This is a genomic window from Mycolicibacterium setense, assembly GCF_000805385.1.
Taxonomy (GTDB): Bacteria; Actinomycetota; Actinomycetes; order Mycobacteriales; family Mycobacteriaceae; genus Mycobacterium; species Mycobacterium setense.
Genome location: NZ_JTJW01000006.1, coordinates 958,336 through 975,900 on the forward strand (window position 1 = coordinate 958,336; position 17,565 = coordinate 975,900).

The following is a 17,565-nucleotide window of genomic DNA, read 5'->3' on the forward strand; positions in this document are numbered from 1 at the left end:
GGCTACGAGGTGAACGCGTAGTCGTCCAGCGGGAAGCGGCGACTGCGCCAGTACGCCTCGAGGGTGGTCGCCGGCCGCAGTGGCACGTCTCCGTTGCGGTCGAAGTAGTAGCTGTTGGCCAGATTGCAGCTGTCCTGCCAGAAGATCTGGCGGTGACGCTTGCGCATCATCTCGGCGAAGTACCGATCGTTGGCGTCCTGGCGGACCTCGACGCGGCGGGCCGCCTTCCTGTCCGCCTGTGCGAGACACCGCACCAGATGGCGGGTTTGGGCCTCGATCAACGCGAAATATGACGATCCGACGTAGCCGTACGGGCCCATCACGGAGAAGAAGTTGGGGAAGCCGGGCACGCTGACCCCTTCGTAGGCCTGCATCCGGTGCTGCTTCCAGAACTCGCTCAGCGACTGTCCGTCCGATCCCACGATGTCGAAGGTCAGCGCGTCGACATCCATCACCTTGAAGCCGGTGGCAAGGATCAGCACGTCGACGTCGTGGCTCTCACCGTCAGCGGTCGCGACACCCGAACCGGTGATCTTGTCGATCGGTTCGGTGACCAGCCGGACGTTGTCCCGGTTGAATGTGGCCAGATAGCCGTTGTGGAAGCCAGGTCGCTTACATCCCACCGCGTACCGGGGTGTGAGCTTGTCGCGCACCTCCGGGTCGCGCACCTGCTGGCGTAGGTAGGCCCGGCCGGCGGCACCCGCCCGCTTGGCGAACGGGTTGACGGTGAAGTACTGCGCGGCCAGCGGGAAGGTGAACTCCACGTAGGCCTGGCTGATCAGCCGGTGCAGCGTCCGGCCGCCGGGCAGCCGCATCAGCCGGCGGGCGATCGGCGGGATCGGCACATCGAACTTCGGGAAGCACCAGATCGGGGTGCGCTGAAACACGGTGAGCTGCTTGACCTTCGGGGCGATCTCCGGGATGACCTGCACCGCGGATGCGCCGGTGCCGATGATCGCGGCGCGCTTGCCGCTCAAGTCCAGGGTGTGGTCCCAGCGGGCAGTGTGCACCGTGGTACCCGCGAAGGAGTCCACGCCGTCGATGTCGGGCAGCTTCGGGATGGTCAGCACCCCGCTGGCGTTGACCAGGAACCGCGCTGTGAGCGTCTCGCCGGAATCGAGGTCGAGCCGCCACAGGTTCTCGGCGTCGTCGAACACCGCACGGGTGACGGTGGTGTTGAACCGGATCCGCGGCCGCAGTCCGTATTTGTCGACGCAGGTGTCGGCGTAGTCTCGCAGCTCGCCGCCGGGGGCATAGGTGCGTGACCAGCGCCGCGACTGCTCGAACGAGAACTGATAGGAGAACGACGGAATATCCACGGCCACACCGGGATAGGTGTTCCAGAACCAGGTGCCGCCGACCCCATCGCCGGCCTCGACGATCAGGTAGTCGTGCAGGCCCGCCCTGTCCATGGCGATCGCGGTGCCGATGCCGGAGAACCCGGCGCCGACGATGAGGGTGTGAAAGTCGGGCATCAAGCCACCTCCCGGCTGCGTCCGATCATGTGGACGCCGTGTTTGGGTCGCAACGTCAACGTAGCCTCCAACTCCACCGAGTGGCCAGGATTGAGATCGAACACGAACCGTCGACTCATGATCGCGGCGATCAGCACCATCTCCATCAGCGCGAAACTCTGTCCGATGCAGATGCGGCGCCCACCGCCGAACGGGAGATAAGCCGAGCGTGGACGGTTTTTGGCTGCATCGCCGAGGAATCGGTTGGGATCGAAGGTTTCCGGGTCGGACCACCACCGCTCGTCGTGGTGGATCTGGTGGGTCGGGATGATCACCGTGGTGCCGGGCCGGATGTGGTGACCGTCGATGTCGTCGGGCTCGACGGCCTCGCGCGCGATGATCCACACCGCGGAGTAGTACCGCTGCGACTCCTGCAGGCACGCGGTCGTCCACGGCAGCCGGGTCAGGTCGGCGGCCGTCGGACGGCGTGCCCCGACCACCTCATCCACCTCGGCCAGCATCCGGTCCCTGACCTCGGGATGACGTGCCAGCAAGTACCAGAACCACGCCATCGCGTTGGCGGTCGTCTCATGTCCGGCGAGCATGAAGGTCAGTGCCTCGTCCCGGACGCGCTGCCGGGGCCAGGTTCCGTCGTCCGCGCCGAACAACACGTTGAGCAGGTCGGCCGATTCGGTGGGATGGGATATCCGGTCGTCGAGCACGGTGTTGACCGCGTCATCCAGAGCCAGGGCGATCCGCTGGCCTTCACGCAGCGGTGGGGGCAGCCGGATCCCGGAGAACGTGCTCGAGGCCATCGCGTCGTAGACCGGGCGGGGGAGCAGTCCGAGCAGTCCGAGCCGGGCCAGCAGTTCGGTGCGTCTGAGTCCACGCGTCGTGAGGTCGCGCATGCTGTGCACGATCGGGCCGAAATCCTGGCTGAACAGTGCGTTGGAGACCACCCGTAGGGTCGTTTCCACCATCGCGGTGTGCATGTCGAACTGCACGCCGTCGCCCTGTTCGGTGAGCTCGTTGGTCGCCCGTTCGATCGGGTCGATCATCAGGTCGACGATCGTATTGAGGTGACGGCGCGCGAATGTCGGATTGAGTGCGGATCTGTGGCCCGCCCAGGAGTCGCCTTCGTCGGTCAGCAGGTTGATGCCGGCTGCGGCCCGAATCGGTTCGTACTCGTTGGATTTGACGTAGCGAAGGCGGGCCTGGTGCAGCACGTGGTCGACGTAGTCGGGATGCGTGATCGAGACGAAGCGTCGTCCTGCGCAGCGGAATCTGGTGATATCCCGGCCTTGGGTGCGGGCCAGGAATCCTCCGTCGGTGCTGAATCCGACCGTGATGGCCTCCCGGGTCATCGTCCACGTGCTGAGTCGTGCCGCCGGCGCCGCCATGAATTCAGCGTATGAGTGACACCACCCATGAGGAATGGGACTATCGGACACAGAGTTGGGATTTTGGGACAGTGGGGTGGAGGTGGACCATGGCCAGGTCGGGCACATCGTGGTCGGCCGACGTGTGCCATCCGGTCCATGCCACCCGGGTGCTCTGCGAGGTGGCGGCGGAACGCGGCGTCACTGCGGCACAGGTCCTGGCCGGAACCGGTGTGACGCCAGCGGATCTCGATGACCCCGACGGCGTGATCAGCGCCCATGACGAGGTCCTGGCGGTCCGCCACCTGCAGGCCCGGCTTCCCGACGTGCCAGGGCTGGGTATCGATGTGGGCGGCCGGTCGGCGCTGACGCACATGGGGCTGTTCGGGTTCGCGGTCATGTCGTGTGCCACGCTGCGCGAACTCTTCAGCATCGGGATGCGGTATTTCGCCCTGACCACCCTGCAGATCGATCTGCAGCTGTTCGAAGGTGCCGATGACTGCGTGCTGGAACTCAACGCCGGTCATCTGCCCCGCGATGTCCAACGCTTCTTCGTCGAACGGGATATCGCGGGAATGATCGCCACCACAACCAGTTTCGCGTATCCGGTGGTGGCACAGTACGCCGACCGGATATCTGCCGAGGTGTCGATCGACGAGGACGTGATGCAGCCGCTGCTGGCCTTGATGCCGCTACCGAATGTGGCGTTCGGCCGTGCCCACTCCCGTTTGCATTTTCCCCGAGCCATGCTCGACGAGCCGCTGCCGCAAGCTGATCCGTACACCCTCGACCTGTGCATCGCCCAGTGCGATGCGCTGATGCAGCGTTATGAACAACGCCGCGGCATCACTGCTGTGGTGCGTAGCAAGCTTTTTCGCGACACCGGGCAGTTCCCGTCCCTGCCCGAGGTGGCCGCCGAACTCGATATGCATCCACGCACATTGCGGCGCCGGCTCGCCGACGAGGGCGCCTCGTTCCGCGAACTGGTGAACGAGGCGCGCTCGACGCTCGCGCGCGACCTGCTGTGCAACGTGGGGCTGACCGTCGACGAGGTATCGCGGCGCCTGGGCTATACCGAGACCTCGACGTTCTGCCATGCGTTCAAGCGCTGGCACGGGGTGCCGCCAGGTACGTTCTCGCAGAAACGCTGACAGATTGAACGGCCGGCGGCGGTGCGCCGTTTCACACTGGACAGGATCCGACGGCGAATAGGGGTACGACCACGATGAAATCCGATGACAGTCCGGCGCTCAACCGCAGGAGAGCACTGTTCGGTCTGGCCGCGGTCGGTGGTGTCGCTGCCGTCGGTGTCGGCGGACTGGCCGAGGCGGCGGCATGGTTGCGACCCGACGCCCTGACTCCGGCCGACTTCGCCGACCGCTTCGAGCAGATCGCCGGCCGGCACGACGGATTTCGGCGCAACCATGCCAAGGGCCTGGCCGCCACCGGAACGTTCACCAGCACCGGTGCCGGCGCGGCAGTGAGCCGGGCGGCGGTGTTCGCGCCCGGCACGGTGCCCGTCGTCGGCAGGTTCTCGCTCTCGGGTGGGCTGCCCGACCAACCCGACAAGACCGACACCGTCCGGGGTCTCGGCCTGATGTTCCGGCTTCCCGACGGCGAACAGTGGCGCACCGCGATGGTCAACATCCCGGTGTTCACCGACAACACGCCGCAGGGCTTCTATGACCGGATGCTCGCGTCACGCCCACAGCCGCAGACCGGCAAGCCGGATCCGCAAGCGATGGCGGCGTTCCTGGCCGATCACCCGGAGACGGCCGCGGCGATGAAGATCATCAAACAGAACCCTCCCAGCGCTGGGTTCGCCGACAGTACCTACCGGGGCCTCAACGCTTTTCGCGCCACCAACGCCCAGGGGGAGGCCACGGCGATCCGGTGGGCGGCCGAGCCGGTGCAGCCGGTGCACACCGCCGAAGCACCCGAGAACAACGACAAGAACCGTCTTTTCGACGGACTGATCGACACGGTCTCCCGGGGTCCGGTCAGCTGGAAACTGATCCTCACCCTGGCCGAACCCGGCGACCCCACCAATGACCCGACACTGCCGTGGCCACAGAATCGCCCGACGATCGAGGCGGGCACCATCACCATCGACGCGGTCCACACCGAGGCGCCCGGAAACGCTCGCGACATCAACTTCGATCCGCTGGTGCTGCCCGACGGGCTGGCAGTCTCCGATGACCCGCTACCGGCCGCGCGATCGGCGGTCTACGCCCGCTCGTTCAACCGGAGGGCCCGAGAACCCAAGTCGCCCAGCGCAGTCGTCGTTCCCGGGGACGCGCAGTGACCACCGAAACGAAACCGCCGATCACGCGGTTCAATCTCGCGGCCAGGTTGCTGCACTGGTCGATGGCGGTCATGGTGATCGCGCAGTTCTTCATCGGCGTGACGATGATTGCCGCGCTCAGCTACTACCCGCTGCTACTGGCGATTCACCGACCGCTGGGCATCGCGATCCTGATGTTCGCGATCGTGCGGCTCGTCAACCGGCTGACTCGTCGGCTGCCGCCGTTCCCGACCACGATGGGTCCGGTCGAGCGCCGCGTTGCCAGCTACTCCGAATACCTCTTGTATACACTGCTTTTGGTGCAGCCGCTGATCGGGTGGGCCATGCTGTCGGCCGCCCAGTCACCCGTTGTGTTGGCCGGGGCGATACACCTACCGGCGATCGCCCCGCACAACCTCACCCTGTATGCGGCACTGCGCACCGCCCACACCGTCGGCGCCTATTTACTGTTCGCGACGTTCACCGCGCACATCTGCGCGATGGTGTTCCACACCGTGGGGCTACGCGACGGGATCATCCGTCGAATGAGCTTGTGGCCCAGCAAGAACTCCAAGGGGTAGCGGCGCTCAGCCGTGCAGCGACTTCCTCAGCACGGCCATGGCCCGATCGAACGATTCGGTGGTGGCGGGGACCACACCGACGTAACCGAGGTAGCCGTGCACCAGGGTCTTGGCATTGTCAAGCTGAACCGGAACGCCTGCGGCGGACAGCAATTCGGCATAGCGGATGCCGTCGTCACGCAGCGGGTCGTGCCCGGCCACCGCGACATACGCCGGTGCGAGGCCTGACAGGTCCGTCGCGCGGGCCGGCACCAGCGTGGCCGGCGGATCGGACAGATCCACGTGTCCGGCATACCAGCGGGAGAAGCCCTGGACCGCATCGAGGCCGAGGATGGGTGCCTTGGCGTTCTCGGTGAACGACGGCAGGCTGGTGTCCCACGTGGTGGCCGGGTACCAGAGCAACTGCAAATCCAAGGGGATACCGGCGTCGCGCGCCAGGAGGGCCACGACCGCGCTGAGGTTGCCGCCCGCCGAATCCCCGGCGACGGCGATGTGGTTGGCATCGACACCCAACTCGGCGCCGTTGGCGGCCACCCACTGCGTCACGGCCCACACGTCGTCGACAGCGGCGGGGTACGGATGCTCGGGCGCCAGCCGGTAATCCACCGACACCACCACCGCATCGGCGCCGACGGCGTGCTGGCGGGCCGTGCCGTCGTAAGTGTCCAGGTCACCGAGCGCCCAGCCGCCTCCGTGAATGAACACCACGACCGGCGGCGTCGCGCCATCAGCCGTCGGCGGACGGTACACCCGCACCGGGACCGGGCCGGCCGGCCCCGGGATCACGCGGTCCTCGGTCTGCACCTCGGGATGGACCGGCATCCGCGGAATCTCAGCGAACTGGCGGCGGGCCTCCTCGACACCGATGTCGGTGGATAGTTGGAACGGCACCGCCTCCAGTACCTTCTGCAGGATGGCATCGACAGCCGGTTTCTCATCAGCAACGGACATGCCGCCACCGTACGCACACCGCAGGACGGTGTGGCTGTGGGGCGCCGCGGCAGTGATCGGTGCCGCCTACGGCACGTTTCTCCTCGTGGTGGCCCTGCGGTTGCCGGCCGGTGCCGATCTCACGGGCCAGTTCTTCACCCAGCCCGCGGTCAAGGCGCTGCCCGCGCTGCTGCTGGCCGCCGCCGCGTGGTCACATCCGATCGTGCGGGAACGCCGCTGGCTGGTCGGGGCACTGGTGTTCTCGGCGCTGGGCGACTTTCTGCTGGCGATCCCGTGGTGGCAGCCGTCCTTCGTGCTGGGTCTGGCCGCGTTCCTGGTCGCGCACCTGTGCTTCCTGGGCGCGCTGCTGCCGCTGGCACGACGGTCGACGCCGCGGCTGATCGCCGTCGCGCTCACCGTGGTGGCCTGCCTGGCGCTGTTGACGTGGTTCTGGCCCCGGCTCGTCGAACAGGGGATGGCCGTTCCGGTGGTCGCCTACATCGCGGTGCTCGGAGCCATGGTGTGCACCGCGCTGCTGGCCCGCCTGCCCACCCCGTGGACTGCCGCCGGGGCGGTGTGTTTCGCGGTGTCGGACTCCATGATCGGCATCAGTCAGTTCGTGCGCGGCGACCAGCTGCTCGCCGTGCCGATCTGGTGGGCGTACGCGGCGTCACTGCTGCTGATCACGGCGGGCATGTTCTTCGGTCGAGCGTCGGACAAGTCTGCTAAACCAACGCAGTGACCATCACCCGCCGCGCCGCCGAGCATGAGCCCATCGCGCGGGTGCTTCCCCTGCTCACGGTGCCGCACCTGGACCGCGAATTCGACTATCTGGTGTCGGAGGAGCAATCCGACGACGCCCAGCCGGGCGTGCGGGTGCGGGTCCGCTTCAACGGCAGGCTCGTCGACGCCTACCTGCTGGAGCGGCGTTCCGACACCGACCACACCGGCAAGCTCGGCTGGCTCGATCGGGTGGTCTCGCCTGAACCGGTGCTCACCCCGGAGATCCGGCGGTTGGTCGACGCCGTCGCCGCGCGCTACGCCGGCACCCGCGCCGACGTGCTGCGGCTGGCGGTGCCGCCGCGACATGCCCGGGTGGAGAAGCAGACTCAGGACGAGCCGGCACCGGCTGAGCCGATTCCCGTCGACACCAGCGCCTGGGCTCGCTACGGCCGCGGCGAACAATTCCTGACCGCCATCGGTGAGGGCCGCGCGGCGCGGGCGGTGTGGCAGGCGCTGCCCGGGGAGAACTGGGCGCAACGGCTGGCCGAGGCGGCCGCGGTGGCGGTGAACGCCGGGCTTGGCGTGGTGGCGGTGGTGCCCGATCAGCGCGACGTGGATGCGTTGTATGCCGCGGCCACCGAACGGGTGGCCGCCGCACGCGTCGTCGCGTTGTCGGCAGGGCTGGGGCCATCGGCCCGTTACCGCCGCTGGCTGGCGGCGTTACGCGGGCACGCCCAGTTCGTGATCGGGACCCGCAGCGCCGTGTTCGCCCCGGTGGCCAACCTCGGGCTGGTCCTGGTGTGGGACGACGGCGACGACAACCTCGCCGAACCACGCTCGCCGTATCCGCATGCCCGTGAGGTCGCGATGCTGCGGGCCCATCAGCTGCGGTGTGCGGCGATCATCGGTGGTTACGCGCGCACGGCCGAGGCGCAGGCGTTGGTGCGGACCCGGTGGGCGCACGACGTTGTGGCGGCCCGGCCGGTCGTGCGCGCCGCCGCACCCCGGGTGATCGCCTTGGAGGACAGCGGCTACGCGCAGGAACGCGATCCGGCCGCGCACACCGCCCGGCTGCCGTCCATGGCACTGCAGGCGGCGCGTTCGGCGCTGCAGGCCGGACGCCCCGTACTCATCCAGGTGCCGCGCCGCGGATACGTGCCGTCGTTGGCGTGCGCGCGGTGCCGCGCCGTGACCCGCTGCCGGCACTGCACCGGTCCGCTGGCATTGCCCGATCGGGGTAGCGCGGCCGCCGAATGCCGCTGGTGCGGCCGGGCCGAACCCGCATTGCGTTGTGCGCGTTGTGGTTCGGATGCGGTGCGGGCCGTCGTGGTGGGTGCCCGGCGGACCGCCGAAGAGTTGGGGCGGGCCTTTGCCGGTACCTCGGTGATCACCTCCGGCGGCGACGCAGTGATCCCGACGGTGGGCGATGAGCCGGCCCTGGTGGTCTCTACCCCGGGCGCGGAGCCGATCGCCGCAGGCGGCTACGGCGCGGCTCTGTTGCTCGACGCGTGGGCGCTGCTGGGCCGACAGGATCTGCGCGCGGCCGAGGACACGTTGCGCCGATGGATGGCCGCGACAGCGCTGGTCCGGCCGCGCACCGACGGCGGCGTGGTGGCCGTGGTGGCGGAGTCGGGGATCTCCACGGTGCAGGCGCTGATCCGGTGGGATCCCGTCGGGCACGCCGACGCCGAACTCGACGGCCGCGGCGAGGTAGGTCTGCCGCCCGCGGTACACATGGCGGCCATCGACGGAACCACGACGGCGGTCGCGGCACTGCTCGAAACCGCGCAGCTGCCCGAGGTCGCGGAAACCCTCGGCCCGGTGGAACTACCGGCCGGTGCGCGCCGACCACCCGGTCTGGAACCCGGTGCCGAGGTGAGCCGGATGCTGATCCGAGTGCCGCGCGATGGCGGCCTGGAGTTGGCGGCCGCACTCCGGCGGGCCACGGCGGTGCTGAGCGCGCGCCACGATCAACAGCCGTGTCGCATCCAAATCGATCCGCTGCACATCGGGTAGACAGCGGCACCACATGACTCACAGTGGACGGCTGCGGCGGGCCATCACGTGCCATGCCCGGTGCCGGAGTGCCCGACATGGCCAGGTTGCCGATCGGCGCCCAGAAATGTCGAAAGGTGCTCGAGCAACAGTCTGAGCGTGCGCTCGAGCTGTTCTTGCTGTTGCCTCGGTAGGCCATCGAGCAGCTGACACTCACGCTCCAGGACGGCGCCGACGAGGTCGTCGACTGTAGCCCGGCCAAGTGCGGTGAGTTCGACGTCAACCGCACGTGACTCGCGGCGGCCAGTTCGTTTGACCAGACCCTGTGCCTCCGCCCGATCCACGCGTTGCGTAATTGCCCCGGCTGTGATGAGGGAGGCCGTCGCCAGCTCGCGGGTGGTCATGCGGTACGGCTGTCCGTGGCGCCGCAACGTGGACAGCAGATCCAGGGTGGCCATGTCGGCGTCATGGTCGCGTAGCAGGCGGGCCCGGTCGTCACCGAGAAGTTTCGCGATGTGCCATATCCGCGTCACAATCCCGATGGAATGCACTGGAACATCGGGTAATTCACGCTTCCAGGCGGCGGCGATGGCATCGACGGCATCGTCTGGCGTTGCCTTCATGAGCTCTCCTGCTAGTGTGTTGTTTAGACCTAAACGAACGAGTCTGAACATAGCAGGAGATGCACCAATGCGCACTGTCGTAGTCACCGGTGGCGGCACGGGAATCGGCCGCGAGATCGCCGCTCAATTCGCGACGGAGGGTTGCCACGTTGTCATCACCGGTCGCCGTGCGGACGTCCTCCAGAAGGCGGTGGACGAGATCGGTGGCTCGGTTCGCGCCGTCACCATGGACGGAACCGACCCCGAGCAGACTGCTGACGCGGCACGGGAGATCGGGCCGGTCGACGTGTTGGTCAACAACGCCGGCGGTAACACCGACTTCGACCGGGATGAACCACAGACTTTGCGCGAAGTCGCCGACGCATGGCGCCTGAACGTGGAGAGCAACGTGATGACCGCGGTGCTCATGACGACGGCGCTGCTTCCAGCCATGCCCAGCGGGTCGGCGGTCATCACGATCGGTTCGATTGCCGCGGACAAAGGTGCCGGTTCATACGGAGCCGCCAAAGCAGCCGTCGCGTCCTGGAACGTCGACCTTGCTAGGCGGATCGGCGATCGCGGCATCACCGCCAACATCGTCTCACCGGGTTACATCGCCGATACGGAATTCTTCCGGGACAAGCTCACTGACGACCGTAAGCACGCTCTGATCGACGCGGCGATGACACGGCGGGCGGGAGCGCCCAGTGATATCGCGGCGACCGTACGGTTCCTTGCATCGCCCGGCGCACGTCAAATAACCGGTCAGGCCATCGCCGTCAACGGAGGAGAGTGGACGACTCGTTAGACGTGCGAGTTTCGAACCAAATCGACCCATTGCGCATAGGCTGAGGCGGATATTCACCCGTTTTCGGTGAGTCCCGAACCAGGAGGCTGCCATGCGTCGGGTGTTGTCATGGTTGTTCACGTTGGGGCTCATCGCTTTTGGCCTACTGTGGCCGCTGATCTTCACCGGCGGTTCCGGGTCGGGAACGGGGGGACCCGCCGATCCGGTGATCATCACCGATTACCGGGCCGATTTCACCGTCGACACCGATGGACGGATGACCGCGGTCGAGACCATCACCGGCAATTTTCCCTCGGGGCGCCACGGTCTCTTCCGCTACTGGGATGTGGCCAACCAGAACAACTCCCGGCTCCGTCAGGTACCGGAGATCACCTCGGTCACGGTGGATGGCGCGCCCGCACGGTATGAACTGCTGTGGGAGAACGGCAAGCGGTTCCGGGTGGCCAAGATCGGCGACCCCGACACCACGTTGGACTGGGGACCCCACGTCTTCGAGATGCGCTACACGATCGACGGCGTCCTCGATCCGGGCACCGTCGGTGCCAACCGGACGTTCGCGGCGAATACCGGCAGTCCCGGCGCCCGATCGGCTTTCTACTGGAACGTGATCGCGCCGGCCTGGAACAACACGATCGAGCGGGCCGACATCTCGGTCACCTTGCCCGGCGAGATCACCGGGGCGGGCTGCAGCGTGGGATCGGGCGTGGGCAGTCCCTGCACGGATCTGCGCACCGAAGGCGACACCGTGCGGTTCGGGGCCATCGATCTGGAGCCGCACACACCGGTGACGGTGCGGGCCGGCGTCGACGCGGAGACGCCGCCGCAGGTCGGCTTGCCGTGGCCCTACACCTGGGACCGGATCGTCGGCCAGTCAGTGCCCGCACTGGCCTGGATCGCCTTGCTGACCGTGGGAATGGCACTGCTCGGCCTTTACCTCTCGCGGACCACCGTCGAACCGCCACCGGGATTTCCGGTGCAGTACGCGCCGCCGGACGGTTTGGGGCCGGTGCAGGTCGAGTACATCCGCACCGAAAATATCCCCAAGAACGGACTCAGTGCGACGCTGTTCCACCTCGCCGACCGAGGACTCGTGGAGTTGCGGCAGGTCAGCGACAAGCACTGGAAGGTCAAGGGTCTCGCCAAGCCGGCGGATTGGGCGGATGTCGATCCGGTCGGTATCGATGTGGGCGCAGCCCTCAAGGTGATGTCACCGGGCGCCGAATTCTCGGCGAAGAACACCGCCGCATCGGGCAAGAAGCTGAGCAGCGCCAAGGTCGGCATGGCCGGCGCCGCCCGGCGATGGGCCTTCGACAGCGGCCTGCTGGTCAAGCGCCGCAAGGAGTGGTGGGTTCTCGTCGCCAACGTGGTGGCATTTCTGGCTGCGGTGGCCGGTTTCTGGTTGTGGTTCGGAATCCCGATCACGTTGTGGGGGCTGCCCTTCGCGGCATTCTTTGTGTTCTCGGTGAGTGTCTGGTCCGGCGGTGTGGGAACTCGCCGCACCGCCGCCGGCCGCGAACTGTGGTCGCGGGCCGAGGGATTTCACCGGTTGCTGTCCACTGACTCCGCCGAGACCAGATTCGACTTCGCCGCCCGCAAAGACCTGTATTTGGCCTACGTTCCGTTCGCGGTGGCCGGTGGCGCCGCGGCGCTGTGGGCCAAGAAGTATCAGGATTCCGTGGGCGGCGTTGCACCCCAGCCTGGTTGGTACAACTCGTCGTCTTCGTCGGACAGCGGCCACGGATTCACGGGCGGATCGGGCGGCGCAGACTTCGACAGTTTCGAATCGGCACTGTCGTCATCGATCGGGGCGTACACCGCCTCGCAATCGTCGTCATCATCATCGTCGTCGAGCGGAGGGTCGTCGTCCGGCGGCGGTGGTGGCGGCGGCGGCGGAGGGGGAGGAGGCGGATCGTGGTGAGACTGCTGTTGGTCGTGGTGCTGGTACTCGCGGTGGCGGCATTGGTGGGGTTCATCGTCGGCTACAACAAGTTGAAGACGGCCGACGTGCACGTCGCCGAGGCGCTGAGCGGCATCGACGTCGAGCTGACCCGCCGGGCCGCGCTGATCCCGGCGCTGGTGCACACCGTCGCGACCTTCGCCTCACACGAGACGGCGGTCCTCGGCCGAGTCAGCAGCGCCCAGGCGGCTCTGGCCTCAGCCACCGGTGGTCCCTCGGTGGTGCAGCGCAGCGCGGCCGAACATGATCTCGACGCGGCGCTCACCGGGGTGATGGCGCTGGGATCGTCCTACCCCCAACTCAATTCGTCGAACAACTTTCTGAACTTGCAGGAGAACCTGGCCGACACCGAGAACAAGCTCGCGTTCGCCCGCCAGTACTACAACGACGCTGTCGCCACCCTGAACCGCCTGGTCGGAACGATCCCGTGGGTGTATCTCGCGCCGCTGGCCGGGGTGTCGGAGCGGGAGTACTACCAGGTGCCGCATTAGGGAAGCAGCGGGCCGGATCCCTAAACTGGGGCGGTGCGTCTTGTCTTTGCCGGAACTCCAGAGCCCGCCCTCCCGTCGTTGCAGCGGCTCATCGACTCGCCCCGCCACGATGTGGTCGCGGTGCTGACCCGGCCCGACGCCGCTGCCGGCCGTCGCGGCAAGCCCGCACCGTCCCCCGTGGCACAGCTGGCGCTCGAGCATGACATCCCTGTTCTGAAACCGGCCAAGCCCAACTCGGACGAGTTCGTCGCCGAGCTGACCGAGCTGGCACCGGACTGCTGCGCGGTGGTCGCCTACGGGGCGCTGTTGAGTGAACGTCTGCTCGCGGTGCCCCGGCACGGCTGGATCAATCTGCACTTCTCGTTGCTGCCGGCCTGGCGCGGGGCGGCGCCGGTGCAGGCCTCCCTGGCGGCCGGTGACGAGGTGACCGGAGCGACGACGTTCCTGATCGAACCGGCCCTCGATTCCGGTCCGGTCTACGGCGTGGTGACCGAGCGGGTGCGTGACACCGATACGGCGGGCGATCTGCTTGGGCGACTTGCCGATTCGGGTGCGGAACTGCTGGAGTCCACGTTGGACGGCGTCGCCGAGGGGGCGCTGACCGCGGTGCCCCAGCCCGCCGACGGGGTGAGCCTCGCGCCCAAGATCACCGTGGAGTCCGCCCGGGTGCGCTGGGATCTGCCGGCTCACGTGGTCGACCGGCAGATCCGATCGGTGACACCGAATCCGGGTGCCTGGACGATGATCGGGGATCTCCGCGTCAAGGTCGGTCCGGTCACGGTGGATCAGTCGGAGGATTCGTTGGCCGCCGGTGAAATTCGCGTCGAACGCAACGCGGTGTTGGTCGGCACGGGTTCGCAACCGGTGCGGTTGGGGCAGATCCAGCCACCCGGCAAGAAACTCATGAGCGCCGCCGACTGGGCGCGCGGCGCGCGGTTGGAGGATTCGGTGCGCGCATCATGACCAATACGCCGAACCGGTCCAACCGGCCCAATCGTCCGCCGCAACGCAACCGCCAACACCGGCGCACGCCGCTGGATCCCGCCCGCCGGGCCGCATTCGACGTGCTGCGTGCCGTATCCGAGCGTGATTCCTACGCCAACCTGGCGCTGCCGGCGCTGCTGCGCGAGCGGGGGATCGAGGGGCGGGATGCGGCCTTCGCCACCGAACTGACCTACGGCGCCTGCCGCACCCGCGGGCTGCTCGACGCCGTCATCGCCGCGGCCGCCGGGCGCCCGCCCGAGCAGATCGATCCGGTGCTGCTCGACCTGTTGCGGCTGGGCACCTACCAGCTGCTGCGCACCCGGGTGGAGCCGCATGCCGCGGTATCCACCACCGTTGAGCAGGCCGGTATCGAATTCGATACGGCCCGAGCAGGTTTCGTCAACGGCGTGCTGCGCACGATTTCGCGCAGCAGTGAACAGGACTGGATGGAGCAGCTCGCGCCATCGGCGGCCACCGACCCGGTCGGACATGCCGCCTTCCTGCACGCCCACCCGCGGTGGATCGCTCAGGCCTTCACCGACGCGTTGGGAGCCCGGGCCGGTGAACTCGATGCGCTGCTGACAAGTGACGACGAACGGCCGGTGGTGCACCTGGCCGCTCGGCCCAATGCGTTGACGGCGGAAGAGCTGGCCGCCCAAGCCGACGGGACCGTCGGCCGCTACTCGCCGTACGCGGTGTATCTGCCGGGCGGTGATCCCGGCCGGCTGGCTGCCATCCGTGACGGCGCGGCCCAGGTCCAGGACGAGGGCAGTCAACTGGTGGCCCGCGCGCTCACCTTGGCCGAGCTCGACAGCCCGGACAACGGCCGTTGGCTCGATCTGTGTGCCGGCCCCGGCGGCAAGACCGCACTGCTGGCCGCGATCGGCGCGGCCTCGGGTGCCCGGGTGACCGCGGTCGAACCGACCCCTCGGCGCGCCGACCTGGTCGAGGAGAACGTCCGCGGACTCGACGTCGACGTGCACCGCGTGGACGGGCGGGAGTCCGGTCTGGAACCCGGATTCGACCGGGTCCTGGTTGACGCTCCCTGCACGGGGCTGGGAGCGCTGCGCCGTCGCCCAGAGGCGCGCTGGCGGCGCCAGCCAGGGGATGTCCCCGGCCTGGCGAAACTGCAGCGCGAACTGCTGGCCGCGGCCATCAAGCTGACTCGCCCCGGCGGCGTGGTGCTCTACGCCACGTGTTCGCCGCACCTGGCCGAGACGGTCGGGGTGGTGGCCGACGCCGTGCGCAGACATTCGGTGACCCAGCTGGACACCCGGGCGTTGTTTGCCCCGGCCGACGACCTCGGTGACGGGCCGCACGTCCAGCTGTGGCCGCACCGGCATGGGACCGATGCGATGTTCGCGGCCGCCCTGAAAGTAGGGTGAACGCCATGGCAGAACCCCTTATCGCCCCGTCCATCTTGTCCGCCGACTTCGCGCGGCTGTCCGATGAGGTCGCCGCGGTGGCGGGTGCCGACTGGCTGCACGTCGACGTGATGGACAACCACTTCGTGCCCAACCTCACGCTGGGCCTGCCGGTGGTCGAGTCGTTGCTCAAGGTGACCGACATCCCGATGGATTGCCACCTGATGATCGACAACCCCGAGCGCTGGGCCCCGCCGTACGCCGAGGCCGGTGCGTACAACGTGACGTTCCACGCCGAGGCGACCGACAACCCGGTCGGCGTGGCTCGCGATATCCGCGCTGCCGGCGCGAAGGCCGGCCTGTCAGTGAAGCCGGGCACCCCGTTGGAGCCGTACCTGGAGATCCTCAAAGAGTTCGACACCCTGCTGGTGATGTCGGTGGAGCCCGGCTTCGGCGGTCAGAAGTTCATCCCGGAAGTGCTGGCCAAGGTGGGCACCGTGCGCCGGCTCGTCGACTCGGGCGAGCTGACCATCGTCGTCGAGATCGACGGCGGCATCAACGCCGACACGATCGAGCAGGCCGCCGAGGCAGGCGTCGACTGCTTCGTCGCAGGCTCCGCGGTGTACAGCGCGGCCGATCCGGCCGAAGCGGTGAAATCTCTGCGCCGGCAGGCCGCGAGCAGCTCCAAACATCTGACGCTATGACGTCTGCGGCCGTGATGCGCTTGGCCATCGAGCAGGCCGAAGAGGTCAAGGGCACGACCTATCCCAATCCGCCTGTCGGAGCGGTGATCCTGGACCGTGACGGGCAGGTGGCCGGGGTCGGTGGGACACAGCCGGCCGGTGGCCCGCACGCCGAGGTGGTGGCTTTGCAGGTAGCGGGCGAGCGCGCCGCCGGGGGCACCGCCGTCGTCACCCTGGAGCCCTGCAATCACCATGGCCGGACTCCGCCATGTGTGGATGCGCTTCTGGCGGCAGGGATTTCGACGGTGGTCTATGCGGTGTCCGATCCCAACCCCGTGGCGGCGGGCGGTGCGCAACGGCTCACCGACGGCGGTGTCACGGTCAGCACCGGTCTGTTGGCCGACGAGGTGGAACAGGGCCCGCTGAGGGAGTGGCTGCACAAGCAGCGCACCGGATTACCGCATGTGACATGGAAGTTCGCGACGAGTGTGGACGGTCGCAGCGCGGCTGCCGACGGCTCGAGCCAGTGGATCACCAGTGAGGCCGCACGCGCCGACGTCCATCGCAAGCGGGCCGCGGCCGATGCGATCGTGGTGGGTACCGGAACGGTGTTCGTCGATGATCCGACGCTGACCGCGCGGCGGGCCGATGGTTCGCTCACCAGCCATCAGCCGCTGCGCGTGGTGGTGGGCATGCGCGAGGTGTCACCGGACGCCAAGGTGCTCAACGAGGATTCGCACACGATGCTGATCCGTACTCACGATCCACTCGAGGTGATGCGGTCGCTGGGCGACCGCACCGATGTGTTCCTGGAGGGCGGCCCGACCCTTGCCGGGGCGTTCCTGCGCGCGGGTGTGGTCAATCGGATCCTGGCTTATGTGGCGCCGATATTGCTGGGTGGTCCGATCACGGCGGTCGATGACATCGGCGTGCCGAGCATCGTGCACGCGCAGCGGTGGCGATTCGACGGCATCAACGCCATCGGGCCGGATGTTCGCCTGAGCCTGGTACCCAACTGATAGCAGGCTCGCAGTAGGTAGCCAGCTCAAGTTAGGGTGACCTAAGTTACGCTCGTCAAATGCCGAGCGCTGTCGGTGGAGATCGGTACACTCGTACCAGAGCGCGTTCACTGCCGAATATGCGCCGAGTGAACTCGAGCAAAGGACGCGACCATGACTGCACTGCAGGACTGGCTCCCCAGCACGCCGTGGACTCCCCGCACGATTCGCACGCTGGTGCGCGCCCCGCTGCGCATGGTGATGCCCAGCCGGCCAGTGGAGACCGACCGGGCACCACGATTGCTCACTCCCGGGACCGAACGCTGCTGAGC

17 protein-coding genes are annotated in these 17,565 nt (G+C 67.8%); 13 read left to right on the forward strand and 4 right to left on the reverse strand.

The window, feature by feature from the left end:
• Window positions 1-2: 2 nt before the first annotated feature.
• Both QQ25_RS15370 and QQ25_RS15375 read right to left on the reverse strand, forming a co-directional pair.
• Window positions 3-1,475 (reverse strand): flavin-containing monooxygenase, encoded by a 1,473-nt coding sequence (locus QQ25_RS15370; RefSeq protein WP_039379451.1) that lies wholly within the window; start codon window positions 1,473-1,475, stop codon window positions 3-5.
• Complete coding sequence (locus QQ25_RS15375; protein WP_039379453.1) at window positions 1,475-2,854, reverse strand: cytochrome P450; 1,380 nt, start codon at window positions 2,852-2,854, stop codon at window positions 1,475-1,477. Before QQ25_RS15375 ends, QQ25_RS15370 begins: the two co-directional genes overlap by 1 nt.
• An 89-nt stretch (window positions 2,855-2,943) precedes the next feature.
• Between QQ25_RS15375 and QQ25_RS15380 the strand changes: the two genes are divergently transcribed.
• From QQ25_RS15380 to QQ25_RS15390, 3 genes are all read left to right on the forward strand, one after another.
• Entirely contained in the window at window positions 2,944-3,984 is a 1,041-nt protein-coding gene (locus tag QQ25_RS15380; RefSeq protein ID WP_039379454.1) for an AraC family transcriptional regulator, read from the forward strand.
• 74 nt (window positions 3,985-4,058) lie between these two features.
• Complete coding sequence (locus QQ25_RS15385; RefSeq protein ID WP_234711910.1) at window positions 4,059-5,138, forward strand: catalase family peroxidase; 1,080 nt, start codon at window positions 4,059-4,061, stop codon at window positions 5,136-5,138.
• Complete coding sequence (locus QQ25_RS15390) at window positions 5,135-5,698, forward strand: cytochrome b (protein ID WP_052235835.1); 564 nt, start codon at window positions 5,135-5,137, stop codon at window positions 5,696-5,698. Before QQ25_RS15385 ends, QQ25_RS15390 begins: the two co-directional genes overlap by 4 nt.
• Before the next feature lie 6 nt (window positions 5,699-5,704).
• Here QQ25_RS15390 and QQ25_RS15395 read toward each other — a convergent pair whose 3' ends face one another.
• Window positions 5,705-6,649, reverse strand: coding sequence for an alpha/beta hydrolase (locus tag QQ25_RS15395; RefSeq protein WP_039379456.1), 945 nt, complete (start codon window positions 6,647-6,649; stop codon window positions 5,705-5,707).
• Here QQ25_RS15395 and QQ25_RS15400 point away from each other — a divergent pair.
• Together QQ25_RS15400 and QQ25_RS15405 are read left to right on the forward strand one after the other, a co-directional pair.
• Window positions 6,648-7,370 (forward strand): lysoplasmalogenase, encoded by a 723-nt coding sequence (locus tag QQ25_RS15400; protein WP_234711911.1) that lies wholly within the window; start codon window positions 6,648-6,650, stop codon window positions 7,368-7,370. The two genes, QQ25_RS15395 and QQ25_RS15400, sit on opposite strands and share 2 nt — an antisense overlap.
• The gene (locus QQ25_RS15405; protein ID WP_039319720.1) at window positions 7,367-9,367 is read left to right on the forward strand and encodes a primosomal protein N'; all 2,001 of its coding nucleotides are present in this window, start codon (window positions 7,367-7,369) and stop codon (window positions 9,365-9,367) included. The genes QQ25_RS15400 and QQ25_RS15405 overlap by 4 nt, the downstream gene beginning before the upstream one ends.
• Before the next feature lie 44 nt (window positions 9,368-9,411).
• On the opposite strand, the gene QQ25_RS15410 is transcribed toward QQ25_RS15405, so the two are convergent.
• Window positions 9,412-9,969, reverse strand: a complete 558-nt coding sequence (locus QQ25_RS15410) for a MarR family winged helix-turn-helix transcriptional regulator (RefSeq protein WP_039379458.1) — start codon at window positions 9,967-9,969, stop codon at window positions 9,412-9,414.
• Window positions 9,970-10,036: 67 nt separating this feature from the next.
• Here QQ25_RS15410 and QQ25_RS15415 point away from each other — a divergent pair, with 67 nt between their 5' ends.
• The 8 genes from QQ25_RS15415 to QQ25_RS30975 all read left to right on the forward strand — a co-directional run bounded on the left by QQ25_RS15415 (window position 10,037) and on the right by QQ25_RS30975 (window position 17,563).
• The gene (locus QQ25_RS15415) at window positions 10,037-10,756 is read left to right on the forward strand and encodes an SDR family NAD(P)-dependent oxidoreductase (protein ID WP_039379460.1); all 720 of its coding nucleotides are present in this window, start codon (window positions 10,037-10,039) and stop codon (window positions 10,754-10,756) included.
• 91 nt (window positions 10,757-10,847) lie between these two features.
• Window positions 10,848-12,674: a DUF2207 domain-containing protein gene (locus tag QQ25_RS15420; RefSeq protein ID WP_039379462.1), complete on the forward strand. Its 1,827-nt coding sequence runs from the start codon at window positions 10,848-10,850 to the stop codon at window positions 12,672-12,674.
• Window positions 12,668-13,204: a LemA family protein gene (locus QQ25_RS15425; protein WP_039319724.1), complete on the forward strand. Its 537-nt coding sequence runs from the start codon at window positions 12,668-12,670 to the stop codon at window positions 13,202-13,204. Before QQ25_RS15420 ends, QQ25_RS15425 begins: the two co-directional genes overlap by 7 nt.
• 33 nt (window positions 13,205-13,237) lie before the next feature.
• Window positions 13,238-14,167, forward strand: a complete 930-nt coding sequence (fmt, locus tag QQ25_RS15430) for a methionyl-tRNA formyltransferase (protein ID WP_039319725.1) — start codon at window positions 13,238-13,240, stop codon at window positions 14,165-14,167.
• A complete protein-coding gene (locus QQ25_RS15435; protein WP_039319727.1) occupies window positions 14,164-15,573 on the forward strand; it encodes an RsmB/NOP family class I SAM-dependent RNA methyltransferase in 1,410 nt (469 codons plus the stop codon). Before fmt ends, QQ25_RS15435 begins: the two co-directional genes overlap by 4 nt.
• Before the next feature lie 5 nt (window positions 15,574-15,578).
• Entirely contained in the window at window positions 15,579-16,256 is a 678-nt protein-coding gene (gene rpe / locus QQ25_RS15440; protein WP_039380005.1) for a ribulose-phosphate 3-epimerase, read from the forward strand.
• Window positions 16,253-17,254 carry a bifunctional diaminohydroxyphosphoribosylaminopyrimidine deaminase/5-amino-6-(5-phosphoribosylamino)uracil reductase RibD gene (gene ribD / locus QQ25_RS15445; RefSeq protein WP_039379464.1) on the forward strand — a complete coding sequence of 334 codons (1,002 nt, stop codon included), beginning with the start codon at window positions 16,253-16,255 and terminating at the stop codon, window positions 17,252-17,254. The genes rpe and ribD overlap by 4 nt, the downstream gene beginning before the upstream one ends.
• A 153-nt stretch (window positions 17,255-17,407) precedes the next feature.
• On the forward strand, window positions 17,408-17,563 hold the full coding sequence (locus QQ25_RS30975) for a hypothetical protein (RefSeq protein ID WP_157847824.1): 156 nt from the start codon (window positions 17,408-17,410) through the stop codon (window positions 17,561-17,563).
• Window positions 17,564-17,565 lie beyond the last annotated feature (2 nt).

Coding starts and splice junctions, on each gene's coding strand:
- rpe (WP_039380005.1), top strand. CDS start 15,579: ATGGCAGAACCCCTTATCGCCCCGTCCATCTTGTCCGCCGACTTCGCG.
- QQ25_RS15435 (WP_039319727.1), top strand. CDS start 14,164: ATGACCAATACGCCGAACCGGTCCAACCGGCCCAATCGTCCGCCGCAA.
- QQ25_RS30975 (WP_157847824.1), top strand. CDS start 17,408: ATGACTGCACTGCAGGACTGGCTCCCCAGCACGCCGTGGACTCCCCGC.
- QQ25_RS15395 (WP_039379456.1), bottom strand. CDS start 6,649: ATGTCCGTTGCTGATGAGAAACCGGCTGTCGATGCCATCCTGCAGAAG.
- QQ25_RS15380 (WP_039379454.1), top strand. CDS start 2,944: ATGGCCAGGTCGGGCACATCGTGGTCGGCCGACGTGTGCCATCCGGTC.
- QQ25_RS15400 (WP_234711911.1), top strand. CDS start 6,648: ATGCCGCCACCGTACGCACACCGCAGGACGGTGTGGCTGTGGGGCGCC.
- QQ25_RS15410 (WP_039379458.1), bottom strand. CDS start 9,969: ATGAAGGCAACGCCAGACGATGCCGTCGATGCCATCGCCGCCGCCTGG.
- ribD (WP_039379464.1), top strand. CDS start 16,253: ATGACGTCTGCGGCCGTGATGCGCTTGGCCATCGAGCAGGCCGAAGAG.
- QQ25_RS15385 (WP_234711910.1), top strand. CDS start 4,059: ATGAAATCCGATGACAGTCCGGCGCTCAACCGCAGGAGAGCACTGTTC.
- QQ25_RS15420 (WP_039379462.1), top strand. CDS start 10,848: ATGCGTCGGGTGTTGTCATGGTTGTTCACGTTGGGGCTCATCGCTTTT.
- QQ25_RS15370 (WP_039379451.1), bottom strand. CDS start 1,475: ATGCCCGACTTTCACACCCTCATCGTCGGCGCCGGGTTCTCCGGCATC.
- QQ25_RS15415 (WP_039379460.1), top strand. CDS start 10,037: ATGCGCACTGTCGTAGTCACCGGTGGCGGCACGGGAATCGGCCGCGAG.
- QQ25_RS15375 (WP_039379453.1), bottom strand. CDS start 2,854: ATGGCGGCGCCGGCGGCACGACTCAGCACGTGGACGATGACCCGGGAG.